Origin of the sequence: Hymenobacter aerophilus DSM 13606, assembly GCF_000382225.1 — a bacterium.
In the GTDB taxonomy this organism is placed as follows: Bacteria; Bacteroidota; Bacteroidia; order Cytophagales; family Hymenobacteraceae; genus Hymenobacter; species Hymenobacter aerophilus.
On record NZ_KB907804.1, the window covers coordinates 130,508 to 151,139 of the forward strand.

Sequence of the window (20,632 nt, forward strand, 5' to 3'; positions counted from 1 at the left end):
CACAGTTCTGCTTACCTTTCCTGCTCCTAAACCTGCGCGCCGGCTTCGTCCGCTCAAACTGTTGCCCGCCGCGCTAACTCCTGCTCCTGTGAAGAACTTTATTCTGCCTGCGCTGCTGGCCGGTGCGCTGCTCAGCGGCTGCAATCAGCAGCAAAAAGCGGCCGATGAAACCGCCGCTATTTTCGCGCCCAACCTGAAAGATGTGAAGGACATCAACAAGTTGTTTGATTACTACTGGGAAGAAAACTCCCGGCTGTTTCCGCTCGATGCCACCACCCAGGGCGACAACCGCTTCAACGACCAGCTGCCCAACGATGGCACCCGCGCGTTCCGCGAGCAGCTACGGGCCTTCTACCAGAAATACCTCGACGGCCTGCACCAGTTCAAGCGCGAAAGCCTGTCGGTGAACGACAAAACCAGCTACGACATCCTGGAGTATGACCTGCAGAACAAGCTCGAAGGCCTGAAGCTCAACAGCTGGATGATGCCGTTTCAGCAGTTCTGGGGCCTGCCACTCACGATGGGCCAGTACGGCTCGGGCGAAGGCGTGCAGCCTTTCAAAACGGTTGAGGATTACGACAACTGGCTGGGCCGGGTGCACGGTTTCACGCCCTGGACCGACACGGCCATTGCCAATTTCCGGCAGGGCATGGCCGCGGGCGTAGTGCTGCCCAAGGCGCTGGTGCTGAAGATGATTCCGCAGATGCGGGCCATGGAAACCAAGGACCCCACCCAAAGCCTGTTCTACGGCCCCATCAACAAGCTGCCCGCCGATTTGCCGGCCGCCGACAAGCAGCGCCTCACGGCTGCCTACCAGAAGGCCATCCTCACGGAGCTGGTGCCGGCCTACAAAAAGCTGGGCGACTTCCTCGAAACCGAATACCTGCCCAAAGCCCGCCCCAGCACCGGCATTTCGGCCATTCCGGGCGGGCCCGACATGTACCGCTACCTCGTGAAAACGTGGACGACCACCGACAAAACACCGGACGAAATCTACCGGACCGGCCAGGCGGAAGTGGCCCGCATTCGGGGCGAGATGGAGAAGGTGAAGCAGCAGGTTGGGTTCCAGGGCGACTTGCCGGCGTTCTTCGCCAGCCTCAAAACCAACCCCGAGCTGATGCCCTACAAAACGCCCGAAGAGGTGCTCGACGGGTTCCGGGCCATTCAGGCCAAAATAGAGCCCAACCTGAAAAAAATGTTCGGCCGGGTGCCTAAAACGCCGTTTGAGATCCGGCAGACCGAGGATTTCCGCGCCGCCTCCGCCTCGGCCGAGTACAACCAGGGCGCCCCCGACGGCTCGCGCCCCGGCATCTTCTACATCCCGATTCTCGACGCCACCAAGTTCAACATCACCTCGGGCATGGAGTCGCTGTTTCTGCACGAGGCCATTCCGGGCCACCACTACCAGATTTCCTTGCAGCAGGAAAACACCGACCTGCCCAAATTCCGGCGCTTTGCCTGGTACGGGGCCATGGGCGAGGGCTGGGCGCTGTACTCGGAAAGCCTGGGCAAGGAGCTGGGCCTCTACACCGACCCCTACCAGTACATGGGCTCGTTGGGCGACGAGATGCACCGCGCCGTGCGCCTGGTGGTGGACGTGGGCATGCACACCAAAAACCTGACCCGCGAGCAGGCCATCAAGTATATGATGGCCAACGAAGCCATCAGCGAGGAAGGCGCCACGGCCGAAATTGAGCGCTACATGGCCATTCCGGGCCAGGCGCTGAGCTACAAAATCGGGGCCCTGAAACTGCGCGAGCTGCGCCAGAAATACGAGCAGCAGCACGGCGGCAGCACCACCCGCCTGCGCGAAAAGTACGCCGGCCAGAACCGCGCCCACTTCAACCTGAGCGACTTCCACGACGAGCTGCTGCGCGACGGCGTGATGCCGCTGGCCGTGCTGGAGCGCAAAATGGATACCTGGGCCGCCAATGAGAAGTGAGGTGGTGAGAAGCTAGAAGTATAAGAAGCTAGAAGTTAGAAGTCAGGAGATAGAAGTGGCCGCCGGCCGTTCTGAGGCTGCACAGAGCCCTGTTTCGCAAAATCATTCGTTGATACGGCCGTTTTTGCGTAGTAAGGTTTTTAAGCGATTCAGAGCGGCAGACGGCCGCTTCTATCTCCTGACTTCTAACTTCTAGCTTCTTTTATTATGACCAAATACCAATGGCAAACCATCGGGCTGGGCACGCTGGCCGGCTTCCGCAGCATGACGGCCCCGGCGCTGCTTAGCAGCAACCTGCTCACCTATCACCCCAAAGCCCTGGCCGGCTCGCCGCTGCGCTACCTGCAAAAGCCCTGGGTGGCCCAGGGCCTCAAGCTGCTGGCCGCCGGCGAAATGGTGGGCGACAAATTGCCCGCAACCCCCGACCGTATCGCGCCCCCCATTTTGCTGGGCCGGATAGTTTCGGGGGCGCTGGTGGGCGCCGCCATCTTCCGCATCAACCACGATAAAACCCTGAACGGGGCCGTACTGGGCGGTCTGGCGGCCGTGGCCGGTACTTACCTCAGCTTCTTTTTGCGCAAGGAGGCCACCCAAGAATCGGGGCTGCCGAGCGCCGTAACCGGCGGCTTCGAGGACGCCCTGACGCTGGGCATGGGCCTGGCCCTGACCAAAGGCACCGATGTGGGCAAGCCCCAGCCCCGCGCCTGGGACCTGTAGCGTCGCCTGCGTTTATCAGGCGCGCAACCCGCCAACAAAATGCCCCGCCGGATAATCCGGCGGGGCATTTTGCTTGGGAGGAAAGAAGGAGATAAGTAGGGCGATAATGCCGGAGAAATCCGGTTGGGGGAGCGGCCGACGGGCCGGGGAATCGGCTTAGTTTTCGCGGGTGGTGGCTTTCACCTCCGGGTTGGTCTGGGGCATGGAGTTGACGGGAGAAGTGCCCTGGTCGTCCGTAGTAGTAGAAGTTTTCTGGTCGGCCGCCGAGCCTTTGCCGATGGGCGTGTAAGCGTCCTGACTATTGCTGATGCTGTCGAGGTCGGTGTCGGCGGCGGTGGCTCTGGGGCCGTTGGTGAAGTCCTGGCTGAACTGGGGCTCCTTGCCGGGGCCGTTATCGTAGTCGCAGGCGGTGGTAAGGCCGAGGCCCAGGGCAGCAAACAGGCAGAGAGAAAATAGGCGGTTCATAGGTAGAGCGGTCAGGAAAGAGAAGTCGGAAGCGGCTTCATCGGGCAAACGTGCCGGACGGGGCCGGGGTTGCGTTGTACCTTCGCCCGATGGCTATTCCGACGCTGATGAACTGGAGCGGGGGCAAAGATTCGGCCCTGGCGCTCTACCACGCCCTGCGCGACCCCGCGCTGCACCTCACCGACCTGCTCACCAGCGTAAACGCCCACCACGGCCGCGTATCCATGCACGGCGTGCGCACGGCGCTGCTCGAAGCCCAGGCCCGGCGCATCGGCCTGCCCCTCACGCAGCTGCGCCTGCCCGAAACCCCCGATATGGCCGAGTACGAGCAGCTGATGCACGCCACGCTGGCGCCGCTGCTGGCCCGCGGCGTGGCCCGGTCGGTTTTTGGCGATATTCACCTGGAAGATTTGCGCCGCTACCGCGAGCAGCAGACGGCCACGCTGGGCCTGGAGGCCGTATTCCCACTCTGGCAGCGCCCCAACACCGAGCTGCTGGCCGAGTTTCTGACCCTGGGCTTCCGGGCCGTAGTAGTGTGCGTCAGCGAGCAGCACCTCGACCGCAGCTTCTGTGGCCGCGAGCTGGATGCCGATTTCCTGCGCGACCTGCCGGCCGGCGTCGATTCGTGCGGCGAAAACGGCGAATACCACAGCTTTGTCTACGATGCGCCGTACTACTCAGGGCCCATTGCCGTGCAGCGCGGCGAGCAGGTGCGCCGCGCCTACCCGGCCCCGGCCGGCAGCGCCGCCCCCGAAGCCGCCTTCTGGTTTCAGGATTTGTTGGTAATAGAATAAAAACGCCATTCAGAGCGCAGCGAAGAATCTCGCGTGAGTCATTCGGCGGTAATCCTTCAACGACTACAAGCGAGATTCTTCGCTCCACTCTGAATGACGTTCATTCAGCTAACAGCTAACAGCTAACAGCTAACAGCTAACAGCTAACAACAATATGGTTATTCTCTTCGACGGCGTCTGCAACCTGTGCAACGGCTTTGTGCAGTTCGTAATCCGGCACGATGCGGCCGGGCAGTTCCGGTTTGCGGCGCTGCAGTCGGCGGCGGGGCAGGAGCTGCTGCGGACCCACCAGCTGCCCGCACCTACCGAGCCCGACTCGGTAGTACTGCTGGCCGATGGGCAGGCGTACACCCACTCGGCGGCGGCGCTGGGCATTCTGGCCCGGCTGGGCGGGCGCTGGGCGGCGCTGGCCCGCGCCGGCCGCTGGTTTCCGCGCCCCCTGCGCGATGCCGTGTACCGCCTCATCGCCCGCTACCGCTACCGCTGGTTCGGCCGCCAGGAAAGCTGCTGGCTGCCCACACCCGAGCTGCAATGCCGGTTTCTGTAGCTGGTTTCCGTAAAAAAGAACGTTATGCTGAACCCCGCGAAGCATTTCGCGGGCTGACGTTGCAGCTTTGGTGATTTACTGCTGCAGTAGAGATGCTTCGGCCGCGCTCAGCATGACGCCCGTATTTTTACTCACTACTCACTACTCACTATTCACTACTCACCACTCACCACTCACCATCTCACCCCATGCAAGCTCTTGTTCTTTCCGGAATTGATCAGGCCGTAGCCCTGCAGGATGTGCCCACACCCACGCCTGCCGCCGGCCAGGTGCTGGTGCAGCTGCACGCCGCCGCCCTCAACCACCGCGACGTCTGGATTCAGAAGGGCCAGTACGCCGGCCTCAAATTCCCCATTATCCTGGGCTCCGACGGCGCCGGCACGGTAACGGCCCTCGGCGAAGGCGCTCCGGCAAGCCTGCTGCACCAGGCCGTGCTCATCAACCCCGGCCAGAACTGGGGCGACAACCCCCGCGCCCAGGGCCGCGACTTCCGCATTCTGGGCCTGCCCGATGATGGCACTTTCGCCGAGTACGTGGCCGTGCCGGCCGCAACCGTGCGGGCCAAGCCGGCGCACCTAAGCTTCGAACAGGCCGCCGCCCTGCCCCTGGGCGGCCTGACGGCCTACCGCGCCGCCTTCACGCGCGGGCAGGTAAAGGCCGGCGAGCGGGTACTCATCAGCGGCGTAGGTGGCGGCGTGGCGCTGCTGGCGCTGCAGATGGTAGTGGCCGCCGGCGCCGAAGCCTGGGTGACGTCGGGCTCGGAGGAGAAAATTGCCCGGGCTGTGGCGCTGGGCGCCAAAGGCGGCATCAGCTACAAAACCGAAAAATGGCCCTCCACGCTTACCAAACAGGCGGGCGGCGGCTTCGACCTCATCATCGACAGCGCCGCCGGCCCCGGCTTCAACGACCTGATTGACGCCGCCGCGCCCGGCGGCCGCATCGTGTTCTACGGCGCCACCCAGGGCGACGTGCCCGAGCTGGCCGCCCGCAAAGTGTTCTGGAAGCAGCTTTCGGTGCTGGGCTCCACAATGGGCACCGAGCAGGATTTCGCCGAAATGGTCGATTTGGTCGAGCAGCAGAAGCTGGTACCGGTCATCGACGAAACCTTCGCGCTGGCCGAGGGCGAGCAGGCCCTGCGCCGCATGGACGAAGGCGTGCAGTTTGGTAAGATCGTGCTAAAAATAAAGGCCTGAAAATATCCGCTGAACGCATCTTTAAAGAAGAAAAATTCGTTTTTGGAGGGAATCAAATTGCTGCTAATTTAGTTAGCTTTACATCCGCCAACCACGAAGTTTTCTGCCTTATGAAGATGCCCGCCGAATACCTCGCCTGCCCGGTTTTTGAGCTGACCTACCCAACCGGCGAAGCTGCCGAATCGGTGCCGGTAGTGGCCTACACCGACGCCCTGCAGGCCGTGGAAGCCGCCCTGGCCGACGCCGAAAAATATAAGTACCTGCTCATGCGCGCCCTGCGCCGCAGCGGCCCGGCCACCACGCAGCAGTACCCCGAGCTGCCCGCGCTGGCCTTCCCCGAGCCCGGCACCGATACCCGCGTGCTGCCGCTGTATCCGCCCAACGAGTTGGCCGCCTAAGCAAGCCGCGGCTCCGACGGGCCGGTTTTTATTGTCATTTATAGAAAAAGCCCCGCTTCCGGTTTCGGGAAGCGGGGCTTTTTGCGCTTCAATAAGTTGCCGCTACGCCTCGGTGCGCTCGGAGTGTTCCAGCTGACGCAGGCGTTGGCCCAGCAGCCGGGCCAGCGTAACGGCCTGGGCACGCAGCTCGGGCACGGCCGTCGACTCGAAGAAGGCGGGGCGGCGGCTGGGGCCAATGGTAAACAGCGTGCCGGAGGCCCGGCCATCCGCATTGAGCAGGGCGCCATTGACATCCGTAAGCAGGCCCAGGCCCAGCGGGTCGGGCACCAGCCTGCCGGCTTCGCGCAGCTGCACCACCAACGGCTCCTGAATGCGGCGGTAGTCGAGCAGCGGGCCGGTGCAGGTGATGACGTGCCGGGCCGTAACCTGCCGGTCGGGCTGGCCGGCGCGGCTGATGGTAACCAGCAGCCCGTCGTCGGTGGGCACTAGCTGGCGCGCCCGGCCCCGCAGCTGCTGCACGCGGCCCGAGGCCAGCAACTCCTCGATGGTAGCGGCGTTGCCGGGCGGGCTGCGGTGGCGCAGCACCGACCACATGCCGGCCAGATGGCGCAGAAAGCGCGCCTGCTCGGCCAGCGGCCAGCCGGCCCAGATGCGCGGCAAATCGGGCCGCAGCGAATCGAGCACCGGCTGCCAGGCAAGGCCCTGGGCCTGGGCGGCGGCTACGTGCCGACGCACCACCCGCATCACCTCGCCCACGGTGTTCAGGCCGGCCAGCTCGGGGTAGAAGCTGGGGTAAGCGGGGGCATCGGGCACGGCGGCCGTGGGCCAGCGGCCGTGCTGCGAAACCACCGTCAGGCGCCCCTGGTGGCCATCGGCCCGCAACCCCAGCAGCACATCCACGGCCGTCAGGCCCGAGCCGAGCAGCAGCACATCGTCGGTTGATTTGATGCTCGACAGCGCGCCCGACAGCCAGGGGCTGCCGTGGAAGCCCGGGTGCCTGACGTAGTCGTGGGGTGGGGGCGTGGGCAGGGCGGGCGGGAAATTGCCCAGGGCCAGCACCACCAAATCGGAGCGGATAAGCTCGCCGTTGCGCAGCCGCACCACGGCGCCCGGCCCGGCCGGGTCGGGCTCCACGCTCAGGGCCGAAGAGTTGTGCCACTGGCAGTTCATGCCGTTCATGGCGGGCCACTCCAGCACCTGGCCCACCAGCTGCTGCAGGTAGCGGCCATAGCTCTGGCGGGTACAGAAAACCGTCTGGCAGGTGTGCGCCGCGCCCGTCACGCGCAGCCAGTTCTGGAAATGGTCGGGCTCCTCCGGAAAGGCACTCAGGGCTTTGCAGGGCACATTAAGCAGGTATTCGGAGCGCCGGGCCGTGTAGGCCAGGCCGGGCCCCGGGGCGGGGCGCGGCTCTATCAGGTGCACATCACAGTGGTAGGGCTGGCCCGCCAGCCGGGCCAGTTGCACGGCCAGCATCGAGCCCGAAAAGCCGCCCCCGATAATTGTAATGCTCCTGCGCTGCATAGCCTGATTGGTTAAGAGCTTTTAAGATAGCACTCTCGCCGGAATGTTTAGTAGAAAAAAAATTGCAGCCGCGGCCAGACGGCCCGGCCGGCAACAGGTCAGCCACCGGCCAGAAGCTAGCCGCCACCATTCCGTTCCTGACTCCGCAGAGCCCCAGCTGCCGTCTTGCTGCTACCAGTAGCCAACTCCGCCGGGGCGGGCATCCGGCCGCTTAGTAGTAGGCGCCGGGCACCAGGTAGTTGCGCACGTAATCGTTGATGCCGTCTTCGAGGCGGGTGAAGGGCCGCTCGTAGCCGATGCCGCGCAGCTTGCTCATATCGGCCTGGGTGAAGTACTGGTAGGTGTCGCGGATATCCTCGGGCGTGTCGCGGAAGTGGATGTCGGCAGTGCGGTCGAGGGCGGCGAAGGTGCTCAGCGTCAGGTCGAGGAAGGTGCGGGCCTCGCCGGTGCCTAAGTTGTAGATGCCCGAGGCGCGGCGGGTCTGCATCAGAAACATGCACACGTCCACCACATCCTTCACGTACACGAAGTCGCGCTGCTGCTCGCCGTCGGCAAAATCGGGGTTGTGCGAGCGGAACAGCGTCATTGAGCCCGTTTCCTGAATCTGGCGGAAGGCGTGCAGAATAACCGAGGCCATGCGGCCTTTGTGGTATTCATTGGGACCGTACACGTTGAAAAACTTCAGGCCGGCCCAGAAAAACGGCTTTTCCGGCTGCGCCACGGCCCAGTTATCGAAATCGTTCTTCGACTCGCCGTAGGGGTTGAGCGGGCGTAGCAGCGGCAGCAGCACGTCGTCGTCGGAGTAGCCCAGCGTGCCCGAGCCGTAGGTGGCCGCCGACGAGGCGTACACCAGCGGCAGCTGATAGCGGCAGCAGGCCTGCCACATCTGCTTGGAGTACTCCAGGTTGAGGATGTTGAGCAGGTCGCGGTTGGTTTCGGTCGTGTCGGTGCGGGCCCCGAGGTGGAAAATGAACTCCACGTCGGCGTGGTGGGCATCGAGCCACGGAAAAAACTCCTCGCGGTCTACGTACTCGGTCAGGTGCTTGCCCGAGAGGTTGAGCAGCTTCCGTTCGTTGGTGAAGTTATCGACCACCACGATTTCGTTGAAATTGGCGGCGTTGAGGCGGGCGACGAGGGCACTGGCAATAAAGCCGGCAGCTCCGGTGACGACGATCATAAGGCAGAAGTTTAGGCCCAAAAGTAACCAGCAAGCCGCGAACGGCCGGCCAGTGGCGGGGCAGGCAGGAAGATAGCAGGTAGAGAACGGGCATCCTGCGCGGCGGTTACCTTTGCGCGCATGCTCCGCCAATTCATCCGCCGCTTCGCCGGCTTCAGCCTGCTGCCCCTGCTGCTGCTGGCCGCCTGCCGCCCCGATACTTCCGAAACCAATACCACCCCCGCGGCCGAAACCGCGGCCGGCCCCCAACAGCTGCGCGACGACCTGGGCCGGACCCTGACCGTGCCGGCCCAGCCGCGCCGCATCATGGCCCTGGCGGCCTCCATGACCGAAATGCTGTTTGCCGTGGCCGATACGGCTACCATCGTGGCCCGCACCCAGGTCTGCGACTACCCGGCCGCCGCGCTGCGCAAGCCCGTCGTCAACAGCTACCCGCTCGATCTGGAGCGCCTCGTAGCCCTCCGGCCCGACGTGGTGTTTACCACCACCGGCATCACTTCTGAGGCTGATGCCCAGCGGCTGCAGGAGCTAGGCATTCCGGTGTATTATCAGCAGTACGAAACGGTGGAGGATATTTTCCGGGGCCTCACTGACCTGGGCCGCATCCTGAACCGCCAGCCCCAGGCCCGGCAGCTGGTCGATTCGTTGCGCCGGGAGTTGCAGGCCGTGGAGGCGCTGCCCAAAGCCGCGGCGGCGCCCAGCGTGCTGGCCATCACCTGGACCGACCCGATTTACGTGTATGGCCAGAACACGCTGTTTACCGACAAAATCCGGCTGGCCGGCGGGCAGAACGCAGTACAGGAGAAATTCGCCCAGCCTTACCCGGCCCTCACCCGCGAATACATCCTTAAAATGAACCCCGATATACTGCTGGGCGGCTCGTTCGGCAAGCTCGACAGTACCTTTTTCCGGCTCTACCCCGAACTCAAGCGCATCAAAGCCTACCAGACCCGCCGCATCTACGCCCCCACCGACGACCTGATGTCACGCCCCGGCCCGCGGGTTATCGAGTCGGTGAAGGAGTTGCGGGAGCTGGTTAGGTGAATGTGCGAAATGTGCTGAGAATGTGGCGAATGAGAGGATAGAACTAAATGCACCTTACGTAACAACGGTACTTAAATTCGGCCTTTTCGTGCGCAGCCTCATTCCGCGCATCCCGCACATTTCCCACATTCAATTAAAATGACTCGTCCCGCCCTGCCTTTCATTCTGGCGAGCCTGCTGCTGACGGCGGGCCTGTTGGCCGTGGGGCTGCGGGTGGGCAGCTACGAAACCGATTATGCCCTGATCGGCCGGGCGCTGCTGCACTACGACGCCCGCGACCCGGCCCAGCTGGTGCTCATCGAGTTGCGGCTGCCGCGGCTGCTGCTGGCGCTGCTGGCCGGGGCCGGGCTGGCCCTTAGCGGCTACGTAATGCAGGCCATGGTGAACAACCCGCTCGCCGACCCCTACCTGCTGGGCACGGCTTCGGGCGGGGCGCTGGGGGCCAGCCTCACGTTCCTGTTCGTGCCGGGCCTGACGATATTCGGGCTATACGCGCCCCCGCTGGCCGCGCTGGTGGGGGCGCTGGGCGTTACGCTGGTGGTGGTGGTGATTGGCAGCCGCCGGGGGCGGGTGGTGCCCACGCTGCTGCTGCTGGCCGGCGTGGCCATGGGCTCGTTGGTAACGGCTGTGGGCGGGCTGCTCACGTTTCTGGCCGCCACCGAGGAGAAGCTGCGCACCATCACGTTCTGGTCGCTGGGCGGGTTTGAGCGGGCCAGCTGGGCCACGCTGCCCTATCCGGCCGCCGCCGTGGGGCTGGGGCTGGGGGCGCTGGCGCTACTGCGGCCCCGCCTGAACCTGCTGCTGCTGGGCGAGGAGCGGGCCACGGCGCTGGGCCTGCCGGTGGCCCGCACGCGCTGGCTGCTGCTGCTTATTGCCTCGGGCCTCACCGGGGCCGTAGTGGCGCTGTGCGGGCCGATTGGATTCGTGGGCCTAGTGATTCCGCACATCACGCGCTGGCTGCTGGGCACGGTGGGCCGGGGCAATATGGTGTTCTGCGCGCTGCTGGGCGGTAATTTTCTGGTGCTCTGCGACCTGCTGGCCCGGGTGCTCTACCCGCCCGCCGGCCTGCCCGTGGGCCTGGTCACGGCCCTGTTCGGCGTACCGTTCTTCGTATATTTGCTGCGCAAACAAGGAGGCTAGGTAAGCGCGCCTCCAACATCTTAGTAATGATCTACATCAGCCGCCAGGAACACTTCAACGCCGCCCACAAGCTGCACAACCCCAAGTGGAGCGACGAGCGCAACAAGGAAGTGTTCGGCCCCTGCGCCAACGTCAACTGGCACGGCCACAACTACGACCTCATCGTGACGGTGAAGGGCCGCCCCGACCCGGAAACGGGCTTTGTCATCGACCTCAAGGAGCTCAGCACGCTCATCCGCACCCACGTCATCGACCAGGTCGACCATAAGAACCTGAACCTCGACGTGCCCTTCATGGCCGGACAGCTGGCCAGCACCGAAAACCTGATTGTGGCCTTCTGGAACATCCTGCAGCCCGCCATCGAGGGCATTTCGCCGGCCCGCCTGCATTCGCTCAAGCTCTACGAAACGCCCCGCAACTTCGTGGAGTATTTCGGAGAATAATTATTAATTACTAATTCTTAATTACTAATTAGCAAAGGATGAAGTACTACCTGATAGCGGGCGAACGGTCCGGGGATTTTCACGCGGCCAGCCTCATGCAGGAGTTGCGCCGGCAGGACCCTGCGGCCGAGTTCCGCTTCTGGGGCGGCGACCTGATGCAGGCCGAGGGCGGTGAAATGGTGCGCCACTACCAGGAAATGGCCATTATGGGCTTCTGGGAAGCCGCTACCAGCGTGCTCAAGTTTCGCGGCTACCTCAAGCAGGCCCAGCGCGATATGCTGGCCTGGCAGCCCGATGTGGTAATTCTGGTAGACTACGCCGGCTTCAATATGCGGGTGGCTAAGTTTGCCAAGGAAGCCGGCCTGCAGGTGTTCTACTACATCTCGCCCAAAATCTGGGCCTGGAACCAGGGCCGCGTGCACCAGGTGAAGAAGGTGGTCGACCGCATGTTCGTGATTTTGCCCTTCGAGCAGGAATTCTACCAGCGCTTCGATTACAAAGTCGATTACATCGGCAACCCCATTGCCGACAGCGTGGGCGAGCACCAGAAATCGGACGACTTTTACCAGCGCAACCAGCTCGACCCCGCGCGGCCCATTATTGCGGTGCTGCCCGGCTCACGCAAGCAGGAAATCGAGGAGATGCTCTACGAGATGCTGGCCATTCTGCCGCCTTTCCTGAACTACCAGTTCATCGTGGCCGGCGTCGATAACCTCGACCGCAACTACTACGCCCACTTCGAGCGCAACAACGTGCGCATCCTCTTCGACCAGACCTACGACCTGCTGGCCCACGCCACCGCCGCGCTGGTAACCAGCGGCACGGCCACGCTCGAAACGGCCCTGTTTAACGTGCCCCAAGTGGTCTGCTACCGCACCAGCGCCGTGTCGTACGCCATTGGCAAGGCCGTTATCAAGGTGCCGTTTATTTCGCTGGTGAACCTGATTGCGGGCCGCGAAGTCGTGAAGGAGCTTATCCAGGGCGATTTCAACTCCCGCAACCTCGTAGTCGAGTTGAAGAAAATCACCGAAGACGAAGCGTTTATTGCCCAGCAGAAAGTCGGCTACGCCGAAATTTGGGAGAAGCTGGGCCAGCAGAAATCGGCTGAAAAGGCGGCGGCCCTGATGGTGGGCTATCTGCGGGAGCGGAAAACGGCGTAGGCTGGCCGGGTTTATAACGGCCAGTGGCCGGGTGGTTTTGGCAGGGCGTTGCGAGGAGGAATAAAGGCGCTATCTTGTTGACCGCTCGTTCTTTCAACCTGCCCTGAAACTGCTTTATGAAAACAGTTAGTCTGCTCCTGCTACTGGCCTTGCCGACGGCGTCCGTGGTCTTTGCGCAAAGCCCGGTTCTCCCGGCTACCCGGAGTTCTGTCTCTCCTCGCCCTCGCCAAACGCCCCGGCAACTCTACCAGGCCGCAGCGGCAATGGCCCAACGCAACGAGCCGCGCATGGCCCTGCGGCAGTTGAAGCAGGCCGTAGCAAGTGGCTTTTTCTCGGCCGAACAGATTGAGGCAGATGCCGATTTCGCGCCGTTGCGAACCCTGGGTGGCTGGCCGCAGCTGCTGAATTCCGCCCGTGCCCGCCAGCAAAAGCACGAAGCCGCTTTCGATCCGCAATTGATGGCGCTGATTAAAAAAAATCCACTACCAGGACCAACACTACCGCAGGATAGCCACGGCGGCCGAGCGGCAGTACGGCGTGGATTCGCCCCAGGCCCGAGCGGCTGACCACGAACAGAGCCGCCTCGACCCCCAGCTTATCCGGCAAGTCGACAGCCTGATTGCTATTCACGGCTACCCTGGCAAAAGGCTGGTGGGTGGTTACCAAACTGATGTAGCCTTTTTCGTTATTCAGCACAATCCCGATGAAAAGTATCTGCCGCTGCTTACTGTTGCCGCTGAGAAAGGCGATGTCAGGCCATCGGAGCTAGCCATCTTCACCGACCGCATCAGGGCACGGAAAGGAGAAAAACAGCTTTATGGCTCCCAATTAGGGCCGGCCGTGAAGGGCAAGTACACGCTCGACCCCATCGAAGACGAATCCAACGTAAACGGGCGGCGGGCGGCGGTGGGTTTGGAGCCGCTAGAAGACTACTTGAGCAAATACTACAACATTGCCTACCAGGTGCCCACCGTCACCCATAACCCCAACCCGCCCGAACTTTACACCCAGCCCCACACCGACAAGTCGCCGGTGGAGCCGATTGGCGGCTACGAAGCCATCTATGCCCGCCTGCAATACCCGGCCGAAGCCCGCCAGAAAAACATCAGCGGTAAGATTACGGTGCAACTTACCATCGACCCCCAAGGAGTGCCGCAGAACGTAGCCGTGGTGCAGGGCCTCGGCGCCGGCTGCGACGAAGAAGCCCTGCGCGTTATGCGCGCCGCCCGCTTCACCAACCCCGGCGGCCAGGACCACGAGATTCGGATGAACCTGCCGTTTCCATACGAGGCGACGGCGGGGAAGTAAGGCGTTGTGTTGGAGGCGCTCCGAAAGTTCTTGAACCCGATGCGACCGGCTTCGGATCGGCCGCTAACTCACGGCTGCTCGCCCAATGCCTGCCGGAGCACGTAGGCCACCGAACTGCTGTAGCGGTCGGGCGTAGCGAGCAGGGCGGTGAGGTCGGCGTGGGCGGCTTGGTGCCAGGGCGCGTGCCGACTCAGGTGGCCCAGCAGCAGCACGGCCCACTGCCGGCCCAGTTCAGTAGCCTGGTTGTTTAGGGCTACCTGCACCAGCACGCGGCGCAGCCGGCTGATAAGGGAAGTGGGCAGGGGCGCCAGCAGGGCCAACAGGGCCGCCAGTGCGGTGGGGGCGTCGTCAGTGCGGCCGGTGGTGTCGAGTAGGTCCCACAGGTGCCGTTTGATGTCATACGGATGACTATCTACCTCCCAAAAACCATATGTCTCCCACCGGGCCGTCAGCGCATCGATAGTTTCCAGGCTGGTTACCAGGTAATCCACGAAAGCTTCGGCCGAAGCGAAGTACTTCGTAGCGCCCCGTTGCGTAAAGCCCAGGCGCGAGCCGGGGTCGTCGCGGGTGCCGTAATACCAACTGTGCAGCAGTTGAAAAACCTGCTTCTGCATTTTCGGAGCCGCATCGCCAACCCACACCAAATTGCGCAGAAACTGATGTAACCGCAGCTGCTCGGCGCGGGGCGCGGCAGTCAGCCAGTGCTTGACCATCTCCTGCAAGCCCACCGCGGAGTTTTCCGGTGCGGTGCGCAGGTTATCGATAATCAGCTGAACGGGTAGGGCACCTTGCTCCAAAAGGGGGCGGAGCGCCGGCAAGTTGGGGAAGCTGAACAGGTCGCGCGCTATCAAATCGTGCGCCAGCGCCGGAACTTCGCTGGCTGGCAGGGCCGGCCAGCCCAGGATGGCGTTGATGTAGGACAGGTCCTGGCGAAACCGGTACGCGGTGGGGTCTGCGGCTGTTTCCTGGAGCAGCTGGCGGGCATCGTTGGGCTCCAGGTTGAGCACCCGGATACTTTGTAGCGTTCCGCGCAGCTCGTCGGGCAGGTCGGGGCGCCGGAGCAGCGGCTGCAAAAAGGGACGTAGCCGCAGGCGCGGCATGCCGCGCTGAATCATCATACTAAACAGGTTATTGAGCTGACTATCATTGAATTCTGCCAGTAAAGGCCCTAGCTCAAACTCTTGGTTGGTCCGGATCAACACCAAGGCCGCCGCAAAGCGCCGGCGCGGGCTGCGCAGGGCCGCGTGCAGTGGGTCGGGCAGGGCGGCGGCCAGCGCCACCCCAAAGGCCAGGTCGTCGTCGCCGGTTGTTAGCGCCTCGGCCGGTATGGGCTGCGACTCCCGGCCCCAGGCGGTGTTCAGCAGGGCCGACCCCACGGCCGCTTCCAGCGGGAGTACCTTGCTGAGGGCGTAAAGCGCGGGCCGCAGCTCGGCATCGTACCTCCGGAAGTGCAGGTTGACCAAGTAGTGCCAGTGGCTCAGAATGAGGGTGGCTTCCAGTTGTAGGGCGTCATCGGTCAGCTTCAGGGCCTGCACCGCCAGCTCGACATCGGGAAAGTAGGTTTCGTCGTAGGCTGTGGGTTCTAGGGCCCAGAGGCGCAGACGGGCCAGCGCGGCCAGCACCCGGCTAGTGCCGAAGGGCGAGTTCAGGCGGGTTTCCAGCAACTTTTCGGCTTCCGTAACACCCTGATGCGGGGGGAGCGTAAGGGCTTGCAGCTCGTCATCGGGCAGGGGCAGGCGGGGCAGCAGCTCGTTTTCCAGCGCCAGCGCCCAACCGCGCTGGCGCAGCTGGCTTTCCGCCCGGGCCAGGTCATCCAGGTGGCGCTCGGCCACGATGGCGTGGCGCTGGTAGAGGCGGTCAAAATGCTCGGCCTGATCGGGGGGCATGGCGGCCAGGCGCTCGGGAATCACGAACTGGTCGGAGCCCACGTGCTTAAGCCAGCGGGCAGGCCCGTAGTGCTCGTCGGGCACGAGGCCGGAGCCGCAGTGGCGGCAGTATTTACCGGCGGGCGTCAGCTGCACGCACCAGTGGCAGCGTTTCTCGCGGCGCACCACACAGCCGCACTGGCCACACAGGTCGCCAGGTTTCCAGTCGGGCGGTTGCACCTGACCACAGTTCTCACAAGTAGCACGCATATTTTCTCAGACAACCAACTGTTTGAAAACTAGATGCGCCCCCGCCGCACGCGGCCCCACAGCTGGTCTTTCTCTTCGGCCGTAGCTTCAGCCAGCCGGCGCGGAATATCGTCCTTGGCCAGCCCGTCGCGGCGCAGCAGCAGGGCCAGAGGCAGTTCGGCTACTGGTACAAAGGCGGCGCCGCAGTTGCGGCAGCGGCGGCCGGGCCCGCTGGAGCCGCACCAGAAACACTGCTCAATGGGCTCGGCTTGGCGGCCGCAGTTCACGCACAGGTCGCCGGGCGTGTAATCCTTCGGTTGCTTGTAGTTGCAGCTGGCGCAAAACACAGCGTCGGACGAGTCGACGTTGATGGTGGGGGCTACCACAGCCGTGCTGACGGCCGGCGCTTCGGTTACGGCGGCGGGCACGGCCCACTCCAGTACCCGGGTGGCCACGGCCGGGTCGAGTTCGGGCAGTAGTTCCAGCAGCGTAAGCACCGTGCCCACCTCGCCGAAACTGGCGCGGCTGCTGACGCCCATATCGACCAGGTTGGTGAGTTGCTCTTCGCTCAGACCTTTGGCTTTGAGGATGTTGCGTTCTAACAGAGTGAATTCGGAATCCATAAAGAAAGATAAGGCAAGGTGGATAGTTGGTAAGATAGCAAGGGAGGACCTTTTCGCACACAACGGCCCGCGAACAGAGTGACATCAGCTCACCGTACCGTCACCAACTCCGGACTTTCCAGCATCCGAACGGGCGAAATAACCCGCTCATTTAGCGGCAGCTTGGTGCCGTACCGCTCAAGCATTTTGGCCTGCACGGCGGGGTGGGAGAGGTCGAACTCGCGGAGCCGCTGGAGCTGGCCGATTTCGCGGCCGGTGGCCTGCTGGTACATTTTCCAGATGAGCTCCGAGCAGTAGATACGTTCATCCGACCAGCCAAAGTACAGGTCGTAATTGCGGCCCCGGTACTGCTCGCCGGCGGCCTGCAGCTTGCGTAGCACGGCCGGCGTGAGCACCTTTTCAGCATCGCGCAGGCGTTTGACCACAAACTGCCTGTCTTTGCCCCGGGCCACCCAAGCCGCCAGGGAAGTTTCGCTTACCGGCTGCACGGCTTCAAATACGCGCCACTTGCCGTTTTTATGGAACAGGATACCGCAGTGGCTGTACGCCGAGTGCGTGGCCAGCTGAATAGCTTTACTCTGGGCCGACTGCGAAGTCTGAAAAATCAGGTCGCCGTTGCGGAGCCGGGGCGCAATGCTTGCCGCGGATTGGCTGGCAACTTGGGCAACCTGGTAGCGCTTGAAGTAGCGCTGGGCGCGTGGAAATGCGGCCAGCGCAAGGGTGAACAGCAAGAACAGCAGCAACACTCGGCGCATGGTGTTTTAGAGAAAAGTGAAGGATGGGCAAGTGAAATCTCACAAAGTTTACAAGCTTACTTCTCAATATCGGCGCAATAGCTAGGAGTCTTTGCTTTCAAGGCGCCTATCAAGCGCACGCTACTGATAAAACGAATTATACTGAGCACGACAAGTGCATCGACAGATATCAAGGAAGCTGTAGAAAACCTTTATCAAGTATTTGCCCGCTACCCGCTCAACCCGGCAATGGAAGCCAGCCCCGTTTACGGCGACACTATCCAGGCCTGGAATCGGACGCTAACGGCTAACCCATTGCGGGCGCTAACCGAAGAGGACCTGCGAATCTTCTACTTCAAAGCCCTTACAACTTGGGGGAACCTGAGCGACTTCCGGCACTTTTTGCCGCGCATTCTGGAATTGTTAACAACCTTCAGCGGAGATTGGGAAGAGTGGGTCGCACTCAATAAACTGAACTACGGGCACTGGCAAACCTGGTCCGAGGCCGTGCAAAAGGCTATGCGCCGCTACCTGCGGGCCCTATGGCATGAGGTGCTGATATCCGACGTCGAAATGGTTGATGTCGTTTTTGGGGAATACACAGCCGGTATTGCCGAGGTATATCCTGATTTTGGCCAGCTGCTCCAGCATTGGTTCGAGGTTGAGAGTCCTTATAAAGTCCCCCGGCTGGTCTACTTCGTGAATGGAAATTCCAAGCAACTTTTAAAGAAGCAGCGACTGAGTATGTTTACCGGAACCAGTGAGCAAGGCCCGCTTTTCTTCTCGTGGCTGACCAGTCCGGCACTAATTGAATATCTCACAGCCGACTTCTTCCGCAACCCATCATCGGCCTACGCTGCGGAGCTTTCAGCCGTGATTCAAATGCTCGAAGTCGCCGCTAAAAAGTAAACCCGATGCCAGCCTCACGGCCAACATCGGGCAAAAAACCAGGCCAACAGTCGCTTACGTCAGCATGCCGCCATCGACCTGCAACACCTGGCCCGTAATGTAGGCCGAGTCGTCGGAGGCCAGGAAGGCGGTGGCTTTGGCTACGTCGTCGGGGGTGCCGCCGCGGCGCAGCGGAATGGCCTTGCGCCACTCATCCACCTGCTTGGCGTCGAGGGCATCGGTCATTTCGGTTTCGATGAAGCCGGGGGCCACCGCGTTGCAGCGGATATTGCGCGAGCCCAACTCCAGGGCTACCGACTTGGTGAAACCGATGATGCCGGCCTTGGAAGCTGCGTAATTGGCCTGCCCTGCGTTGCCCTTCACGCCCACCACCGATGACATGTTGATGATGCTGCCGGCTTTTGCCCGCATCATGGGCTTGGTGGCGGCCTTGGTCAGGTTGAACACCGACTTCAGGTTCACGGCCATTACCTGGTCCCACTGCTGCTCGCTCATGCGCATCAGCAGCCCGTCCTGGGTAATGCCGGCGTTGTTTACCAGAATATCGAGCTTGCCGAACTCGGCTACCACGTCCTCCACCAGCTTTTCGGCTTCAGCGTACACTGAAGCATCGGAGCGGAAGCCTTTTACTTTGGTACCGGCGGCCGAGAGCTCCTGCTCCAGCTGCTGGCCTTTTTCTACACTAGAGAGGTAGGTGAAAGCCACCTGGGCGCCCTGCTGGGCAAAATACGCCGCAATGGCGCGGCCAATTCCTTTCGAAGCGCCCGTAATCAGGGCCACTTTTCCGTCGAGCAGTTTCGTCATATCTTTGGTTAGAGCTACAAGCGTCAGGCTGCAAGCTACAAGCTTTGCTGGTTTAGGTGCAAGTGAGGAGCTGCAAGGCACCGGTTATTGGCGCGCGAGTTGTCAGTTTTAGGCTGGCAGAACCTAAGCTTGCAGCTTGTAGCTTGCGGCCTGAAGCTCAAAACATGACTATCTGTATTCTCGGGGCGGGGCCGGGCGGGGCCACGGCGGCTCTGCACCTGGCTAATGCCGGCCACCGCTGCCTGCTGCTCGACCGCGCCACCTTCCCGCGCGATAAAGTGTGCGGCGACGCGCTCAGTGGCAAGGTGCTCAGCGAATTGCGCCGCATTGATGAGGAGTTGCCCGCCCGCCTAGCTGCCGAGCCCGCCCAGCTCCCCAGCTGGGGCATCGACTTTTACGCCCCCAACGGCCGCCGGCTGGCCGTGCCCTTCAAGCCCCACTATAACCCGGCCACCGACCGCGCCGCCGGCCACATCAGTAAGCGCATCGACTTCGATAATTTCCTGATTGAAGAAGTGCGCCGCCGGCCCGAAATCGACTTCCGCGAAAACACCGACGTGGCCGCCCACGAGCAACTGCCCGACGGCCGCTGGCGACTACTGGGGCCCGACAAGCAGGAACTAGCCACCGCCGATGTGCTGCTGGTGGCCAACGGCGCCCAGTCGAACTTTGCGCGCGTGGTGGGCGGGCACGCGCTGGAGCCGGCCCACCACTGCGCCGGCCTGCGGGCCTACTACCGCGGCGTAACCGGCCTGCACCCCGACAACTTCATCGAACTGCACTTTATCAAGGAGTTTTTGCCCGGCTACCTCTGGATTTTCCCGCTGCCCGACGGCCAGGCCAACGTGGGCGTGGGCATGCTCTCAGAAGCCGTAGCCAAGAAAAAAGTGAAGCTGCGCGAGCGGCTCGACGAAATCCTGCGCACCCACCCGGCCCTCCGGGGCCGGTTTGCCAGCGCCGAACGGCTGGGGCCGGTGCGCGGCTTCGGGCTGCCGCTGGGCTCCAAGCGCCGCCCGCTCTCGGGCCGCAACTACCTGCTGCTCGGCGACGCCGGCTCGCTCATCGACCCGTTTTCGGGCGAGGGCATCAGTCACGCCATGGTATCGGGCCGCCACGCCGCCGACTGGGCCACCCGGGCCGTGGCAGCCCAGGACTTCTCGCCGGAGTTTCTGAAGGGCTACGATGCAGCCGTGTACAACCGGCTGTGGCAGGAGCTGCGCCTGAGCCGGGCCATGCAGCGGCTGCTGGGCTACCCGTGGCTGTTCAACTTCATTGCCAACCGCGCCGCCAATAACCCCACGCTGGCCGAAACCATCAGCAACATGTTCCTCGACCTCGACCTGCGCGAACGGCTGCGCCAACCGAGTTTCTACTTTAAGCTGTTACTGGGCAAGTAGGGGAGGAGGTGATGAGGTGATAAGTGAGGAGGAGGTGAGGGGATGAGGAGGTGATGGGTAAGGGCGTAAAAGGCGTGTCATTCTGAGCGGAGCGAAGAATCTCGCGTGCCACAGTAATTTCTAACGTTAGAGTTACCATGGCCCGCGAGATTCTTCGCTCCGCTCAGAATGACAGGCCTTTTACGCCCTCAGCCCAACACCT

Annotated in this window: 21 protein-coding genes; 14 read left to right on the forward strand and 7 right to left on the reverse strand. The window is 62.8% G+C overall.

Translation table 11 applies throughout. From position 1 onward, the window contains the following. The first annotated feature begins 88 nt into the window (after positions 1-88). Together H145_RS0105435 and H145_RS20095 are read left to right on the forward strand one after the other, a co-directional pair. Entirely contained in the window at positions 89-1,942 is a 1,854-nt protein-coding gene (locus H145_RS0105435) for a DUF885 domain-containing protein (protein ID WP_019947125.1), read from the forward strand. Between the two features lie 207 nt (positions 1,943-2,149). Further along, positions 2,150-2,659, forward strand: a complete 510-nt coding sequence (locus tag H145_RS20095; RefSeq protein WP_019947126.1) for a DUF4126 family protein — start codon at positions 2,150-2,152, stop codon at positions 2,657-2,659. A 156-nt stretch (positions 2,660-2,815) separates the two neighbouring features. Here the strand turns inward: H145_RS20095 and H145_RS0105445 are convergent, their stop codons facing one another. Further along, entirely contained in the window at positions 2,816-3,124 is a 309-nt protein-coding gene (locus tag H145_RS0105445) for a hypothetical protein (RefSeq protein WP_019947127.1), read from the reverse strand. A gap of 89 nt (positions 3,125-3,213) precedes the next feature. On the opposite strand from H145_RS0105445, the gene H145_RS0105450 reads away from it, so the two are divergent. The 4 genes from H145_RS0105450 (at position 3,214) to H145_RS0105465 (ending at position 6,056) form a co-directional block, all read left to right on the forward strand. Further along, entirely contained in the window at positions 3,214-3,918 is a 705-nt protein-coding gene (locus tag H145_RS0105450) for a Dph6-related ATP pyrophosphatase (protein WP_026351277.1), read from the forward strand. A gap of 154 nt (positions 3,919-4,072) precedes the next feature. Next, on the forward strand, positions 4,073-4,465 hold the full coding sequence (locus tag H145_RS0105455; RefSeq protein WP_019947129.1) for a thiol-disulfide oxidoreductase DCC family protein: 393 nt from the start codon (positions 4,073-4,075) through the stop codon (positions 4,463-4,465). 188 nt (positions 4,466-4,653) lie between these two features. Then, positions 4,654-5,658 carry a zinc-binding dehydrogenase gene (locus tag H145_RS0105460; RefSeq protein WP_019947130.1) on the forward strand — a complete coding sequence of 335 codons (1,005 nt, stop codon included), beginning with the start codon at positions 4,654-4,656 and terminating at the stop codon, positions 5,656-5,658. 116 nt (positions 5,659-5,774) lie between these two features. Then, the gene (locus tag H145_RS0105465) at positions 5,775-6,056 is read left to right on the forward strand and encodes a hypothetical protein (RefSeq protein ID WP_205619296.1); all 282 of its coding nucleotides are present in this window, start codon (positions 5,775-5,777) and stop codon (positions 6,054-6,056) included. 102 nt (positions 6,057-6,158) lie between these two features. Here the strand turns inward: H145_RS0105465 and H145_RS0105470 are convergent, their stop codons facing one another. Then, entirely contained in the window at positions 6,159-7,577 is a 1,419-nt protein-coding gene (locus H145_RS0105470; RefSeq protein ID WP_019947132.1) for an FAD/NAD(P)-binding protein, read from the reverse strand. Positions 7,578-7,788: 211 nt separating this feature from the next. Next, complete coding sequence (gene rfaD, locus H145_RS0105475) at positions 7,789-8,754, reverse strand: ADP-glyceromanno-heptose 6-epimerase (protein WP_019947133.1); 966 nt, start codon at positions 8,752-8,754, stop codon at positions 7,789-7,791. Positions 8,755-8,874: 120 nt separating this feature from the next. Here rfaD and H145_RS0105480 point away from each other — a divergent pair, with 120 nt between their 5' ends. The 6 genes from H145_RS0105480 to H145_RS23660 all read left to right on the forward strand — a co-directional run bounded on the left by H145_RS0105480 (position 8,875) and on the right by H145_RS23660 (position 13,849). Then, positions 8,875-9,798 (forward strand): ABC transporter substrate-binding protein, encoded by a 924-nt coding sequence (locus tag H145_RS0105480; RefSeq protein WP_019947134.1) that lies wholly within the window; start codon positions 8,875-8,877, stop codon positions 9,796-9,798. A gap of 138 nt (positions 9,799-9,936) precedes the next feature. Next, on the forward strand, positions 9,937-10,938 hold the full coding sequence (locus H145_RS0105485; RefSeq protein WP_019947135.1) for a FecCD family ABC transporter permease: 1,002 nt from the start codon (positions 9,937-9,939) through the stop codon (positions 10,936-10,938). Between the two features lie 26 nt (positions 10,939-10,964). Further along, the gene (locus tag H145_RS0105490; RefSeq protein WP_019947136.1) at positions 10,965-11,381 is read left to right on the forward strand and encodes a 6-carboxytetrahydropterin synthase QueD; all 417 of its coding nucleotides are present in this window, start codon (positions 10,965-10,967) and stop codon (positions 11,379-11,381) included. A 38-nt stretch (positions 11,382-11,419) separates the two neighbouring features. Continuing rightward, positions 11,420-12,541, forward strand: coding sequence for a lipid-A-disaccharide synthase (gene lpxB, locus H145_RS0105495; protein WP_019947137.1), 1,122 nt, complete (start codon positions 11,420-11,422; stop codon positions 12,539-12,541). Between the two features lie 116 nt (positions 12,542-12,657). Further along, positions 12,658-13,107 (forward strand): TPR end-of-group domain-containing protein, encoded by a 450-nt coding sequence (locus H145_RS23655; RefSeq protein WP_394330650.1) that lies wholly within the window; start codon positions 12,658-12,660, stop codon positions 13,105-13,107. Continuing rightward, complete coding sequence (locus H145_RS23660; RefSeq protein WP_169513165.1) at positions 13,079-13,849, forward strand: energy transducer TonB; 771 nt, start codon at positions 13,079-13,081, stop codon at positions 13,847-13,849. Before H145_RS23655 ends, H145_RS23660 begins: the two co-directional genes overlap by 29 nt. Before the next feature lie 68 nt (positions 13,850-13,917). Here H145_RS23660 and H145_RS0105515 read toward each other — a convergent pair whose 3' ends face one another. The 3 genes from H145_RS0105515 to H145_RS0105525 form a co-directional block, all read right to left on the reverse strand. Continuing rightward, positions 13,918-15,984: an FYVE zinc finger domain-containing protein gene (locus tag H145_RS0105515; protein ID WP_157541221.1), complete on the reverse strand. Its 2,067-nt coding sequence runs from the start codon at positions 15,982-15,984 to the stop codon at positions 13,918-13,920. 29 nt (positions 15,985-16,013) lie between these two features. Continuing rightward, positions 16,014-16,586: a hypothetical protein gene (locus H145_RS0105520; RefSeq protein ID WP_019947142.1), complete on the reverse strand. Its 573-nt coding sequence runs from the start codon at positions 16,584-16,586 to the stop codon at positions 16,014-16,016. Positions 16,587-16,675: 89 nt separating this feature from the next. Continuing rightward, positions 16,676-17,341, reverse strand: a complete 666-nt coding sequence (locus tag H145_RS0105525; RefSeq protein WP_019947143.1) for a YiiX family permuted papain-like enzyme — start codon at positions 17,339-17,341, stop codon at positions 16,676-16,678. A 228-nt stretch (positions 17,342-17,569) separates the two neighbouring features. Between H145_RS0105525 and H145_RS22575 the strand changes: the two genes are divergently transcribed. Continuing rightward, positions 17,570-18,229: a hypothetical protein gene (locus tag H145_RS22575; protein ID WP_019947144.1), complete on the forward strand. Its 660-nt coding sequence runs from the start codon at positions 17,570-17,572 to the stop codon at positions 18,227-18,229. A 54-nt stretch (positions 18,230-18,283) separates the two neighbouring features. On the opposite strand, the gene fabG is transcribed toward H145_RS22575, so the two are convergent. Next, a complete protein-coding gene (fabG, locus tag H145_RS0105535; RefSeq protein ID WP_019947145.1) occupies positions 18,284-19,033 on the reverse strand; it encodes a 3-oxoacyl-[acyl-carrier-protein] reductase in 750 nt (249 codons plus the stop codon). A 164-nt stretch (positions 19,034-19,197) separates the two neighbouring features. Between fabG and H145_RS0105540 the strand changes: the two genes are divergently transcribed. Further along, positions 19,198-20,430, forward strand: a complete 1,233-nt coding sequence (locus tag H145_RS0105540) for an NAD(P)/FAD-dependent oxidoreductase (protein WP_019947146.1) — start codon at positions 19,198-19,200, stop codon at positions 20,428-20,430. The last annotated feature ends 202 nt before the right edge of the window (positions 20,431-20,632 follow it).

Excerpts from the sequence above, each read along its gene's own strand:
- H145_RS0105460 (WP_019947130.1), top strand. The coding sequence starts at position 4,654 with ATGCAAGCTCTTGTTCTTTCCGGAATTGATCAGGCCGTAGCCCTGCAG.
- H145_RS0105465 (WP_205619296.1), top strand. The coding sequence starts at position 5,775 with ATGCCCGCCGAATACCTCGCCTGCCCGGTTTTTGAGCTGACCTACCCA.
- H145_RS23655 (WP_394330650.1), top strand. The coding sequence starts at position 12,658 with ATGAAAACAGTTAGTCTGCTCCTGCTACTGGCCTTGCCGACGGCGTCC.
- H145_RS0105515 (WP_157541221.1), bottom strand. The coding sequence starts at position 15,984 with ATGCGTGCTACTTGTGAGAACTGTGGTCAGGTGCAACCGCCCGACTGG.
- H145_RS0105455 (WP_019947129.1), top strand. The coding sequence starts at position 4,073 with ATGGTTATTCTCTTCGACGGCGTCTGCAACCTGTGCAACGGCTTTGTG.
- H145_RS0105445 (WP_019947127.1), bottom strand. The coding sequence starts at position 3,124 with ATGAACCGCCTATTTTCTCTCTGCCTGTTTGCTGCCCTGGGCCTCGGC.
- H145_RS0105470 (WP_019947132.1), bottom strand. The coding sequence starts at position 7,577 with ATGCAGCGCAGGAGCATTACAATTATCGGGGGCGGCTTTTCGGGCTCG.
- H145_RS0105450 (WP_026351277.1), top strand. The coding sequence starts at position 3,214 with ATGGCTATTCCGACGCTGATGAACTGGAGCGGGGGCAAAGATTCGGCC.
- H145_RS0105520 (WP_019947142.1), bottom strand. The coding sequence starts at position 16,586 with ATGGATTCCGAATTCACTCTGTTAGAACGCAACATCCTCAAAGCCAAA.
- rfaD (WP_019947133.1), bottom strand. The coding sequence starts at position 8,754 with ATGATCGTCGTCACCGGAGCTGCCGGCTTTATTGCCAGTGCCCTCGTC.
- H145_RS20095 (WP_019947126.1), top strand. The coding sequence starts at position 2,150 with ATGACCAAATACCAATGGCAAACCATCGGGCTGGGCACGCTGGCCGGC.
- H145_RS0105485 (WP_019947135.1), top strand. The coding sequence starts at position 9,937 with ATGACTCGTCCCGCCCTGCCTTTCATTCTGGCGAGCCTGCTGCTGACG.
- H145_RS0105490 (WP_019947136.1), top strand. The coding sequence starts at position 10,965 with ATGATCTACATCAGCCGCCAGGAACACTTCAACGCCGCCCACAAGCTG.
- H145_RS0105525 (WP_019947143.1), bottom strand. The coding sequence starts at position 17,341 with ATGCGCCGAGTGTTGCTGCTGTTCTTGCTGTTCACCCTTGCGCTGGCC.
- H145_RS0105540 (WP_019947146.1), top strand. The coding sequence starts at position 19,198 with ATGACTATCTGTATTCTCGGGGCGGGGCCGGGCGGGGCCACGGCGGCT.
- H145_RS22575 (WP_019947144.1), top strand. The coding sequence starts at position 17,570 with ATGGAAGCCAGCCCCGTTTACGGCGACACTATCCAGGCCTGGAATCGG.
- fabG (WP_019947145.1), bottom strand. The coding sequence starts at position 19,033 with ATGACGAAACTGCTCGACGGAAAAGTGGCCCTGATTACGGGCGCTTCG.
- H145_RS0105480 (WP_019947134.1), top strand. The coding sequence starts at position 8,875 with ATGCTCCGCCAATTCATCCGCCGCTTCGCCGGCTTCAGCCTGCTGCCC.
- lpxB (WP_019947137.1), top strand. The coding sequence starts at position 11,420 with ATGAAGTACTACCTGATAGCGGGCGAACGGTCCGGGGATTTTCACGCG.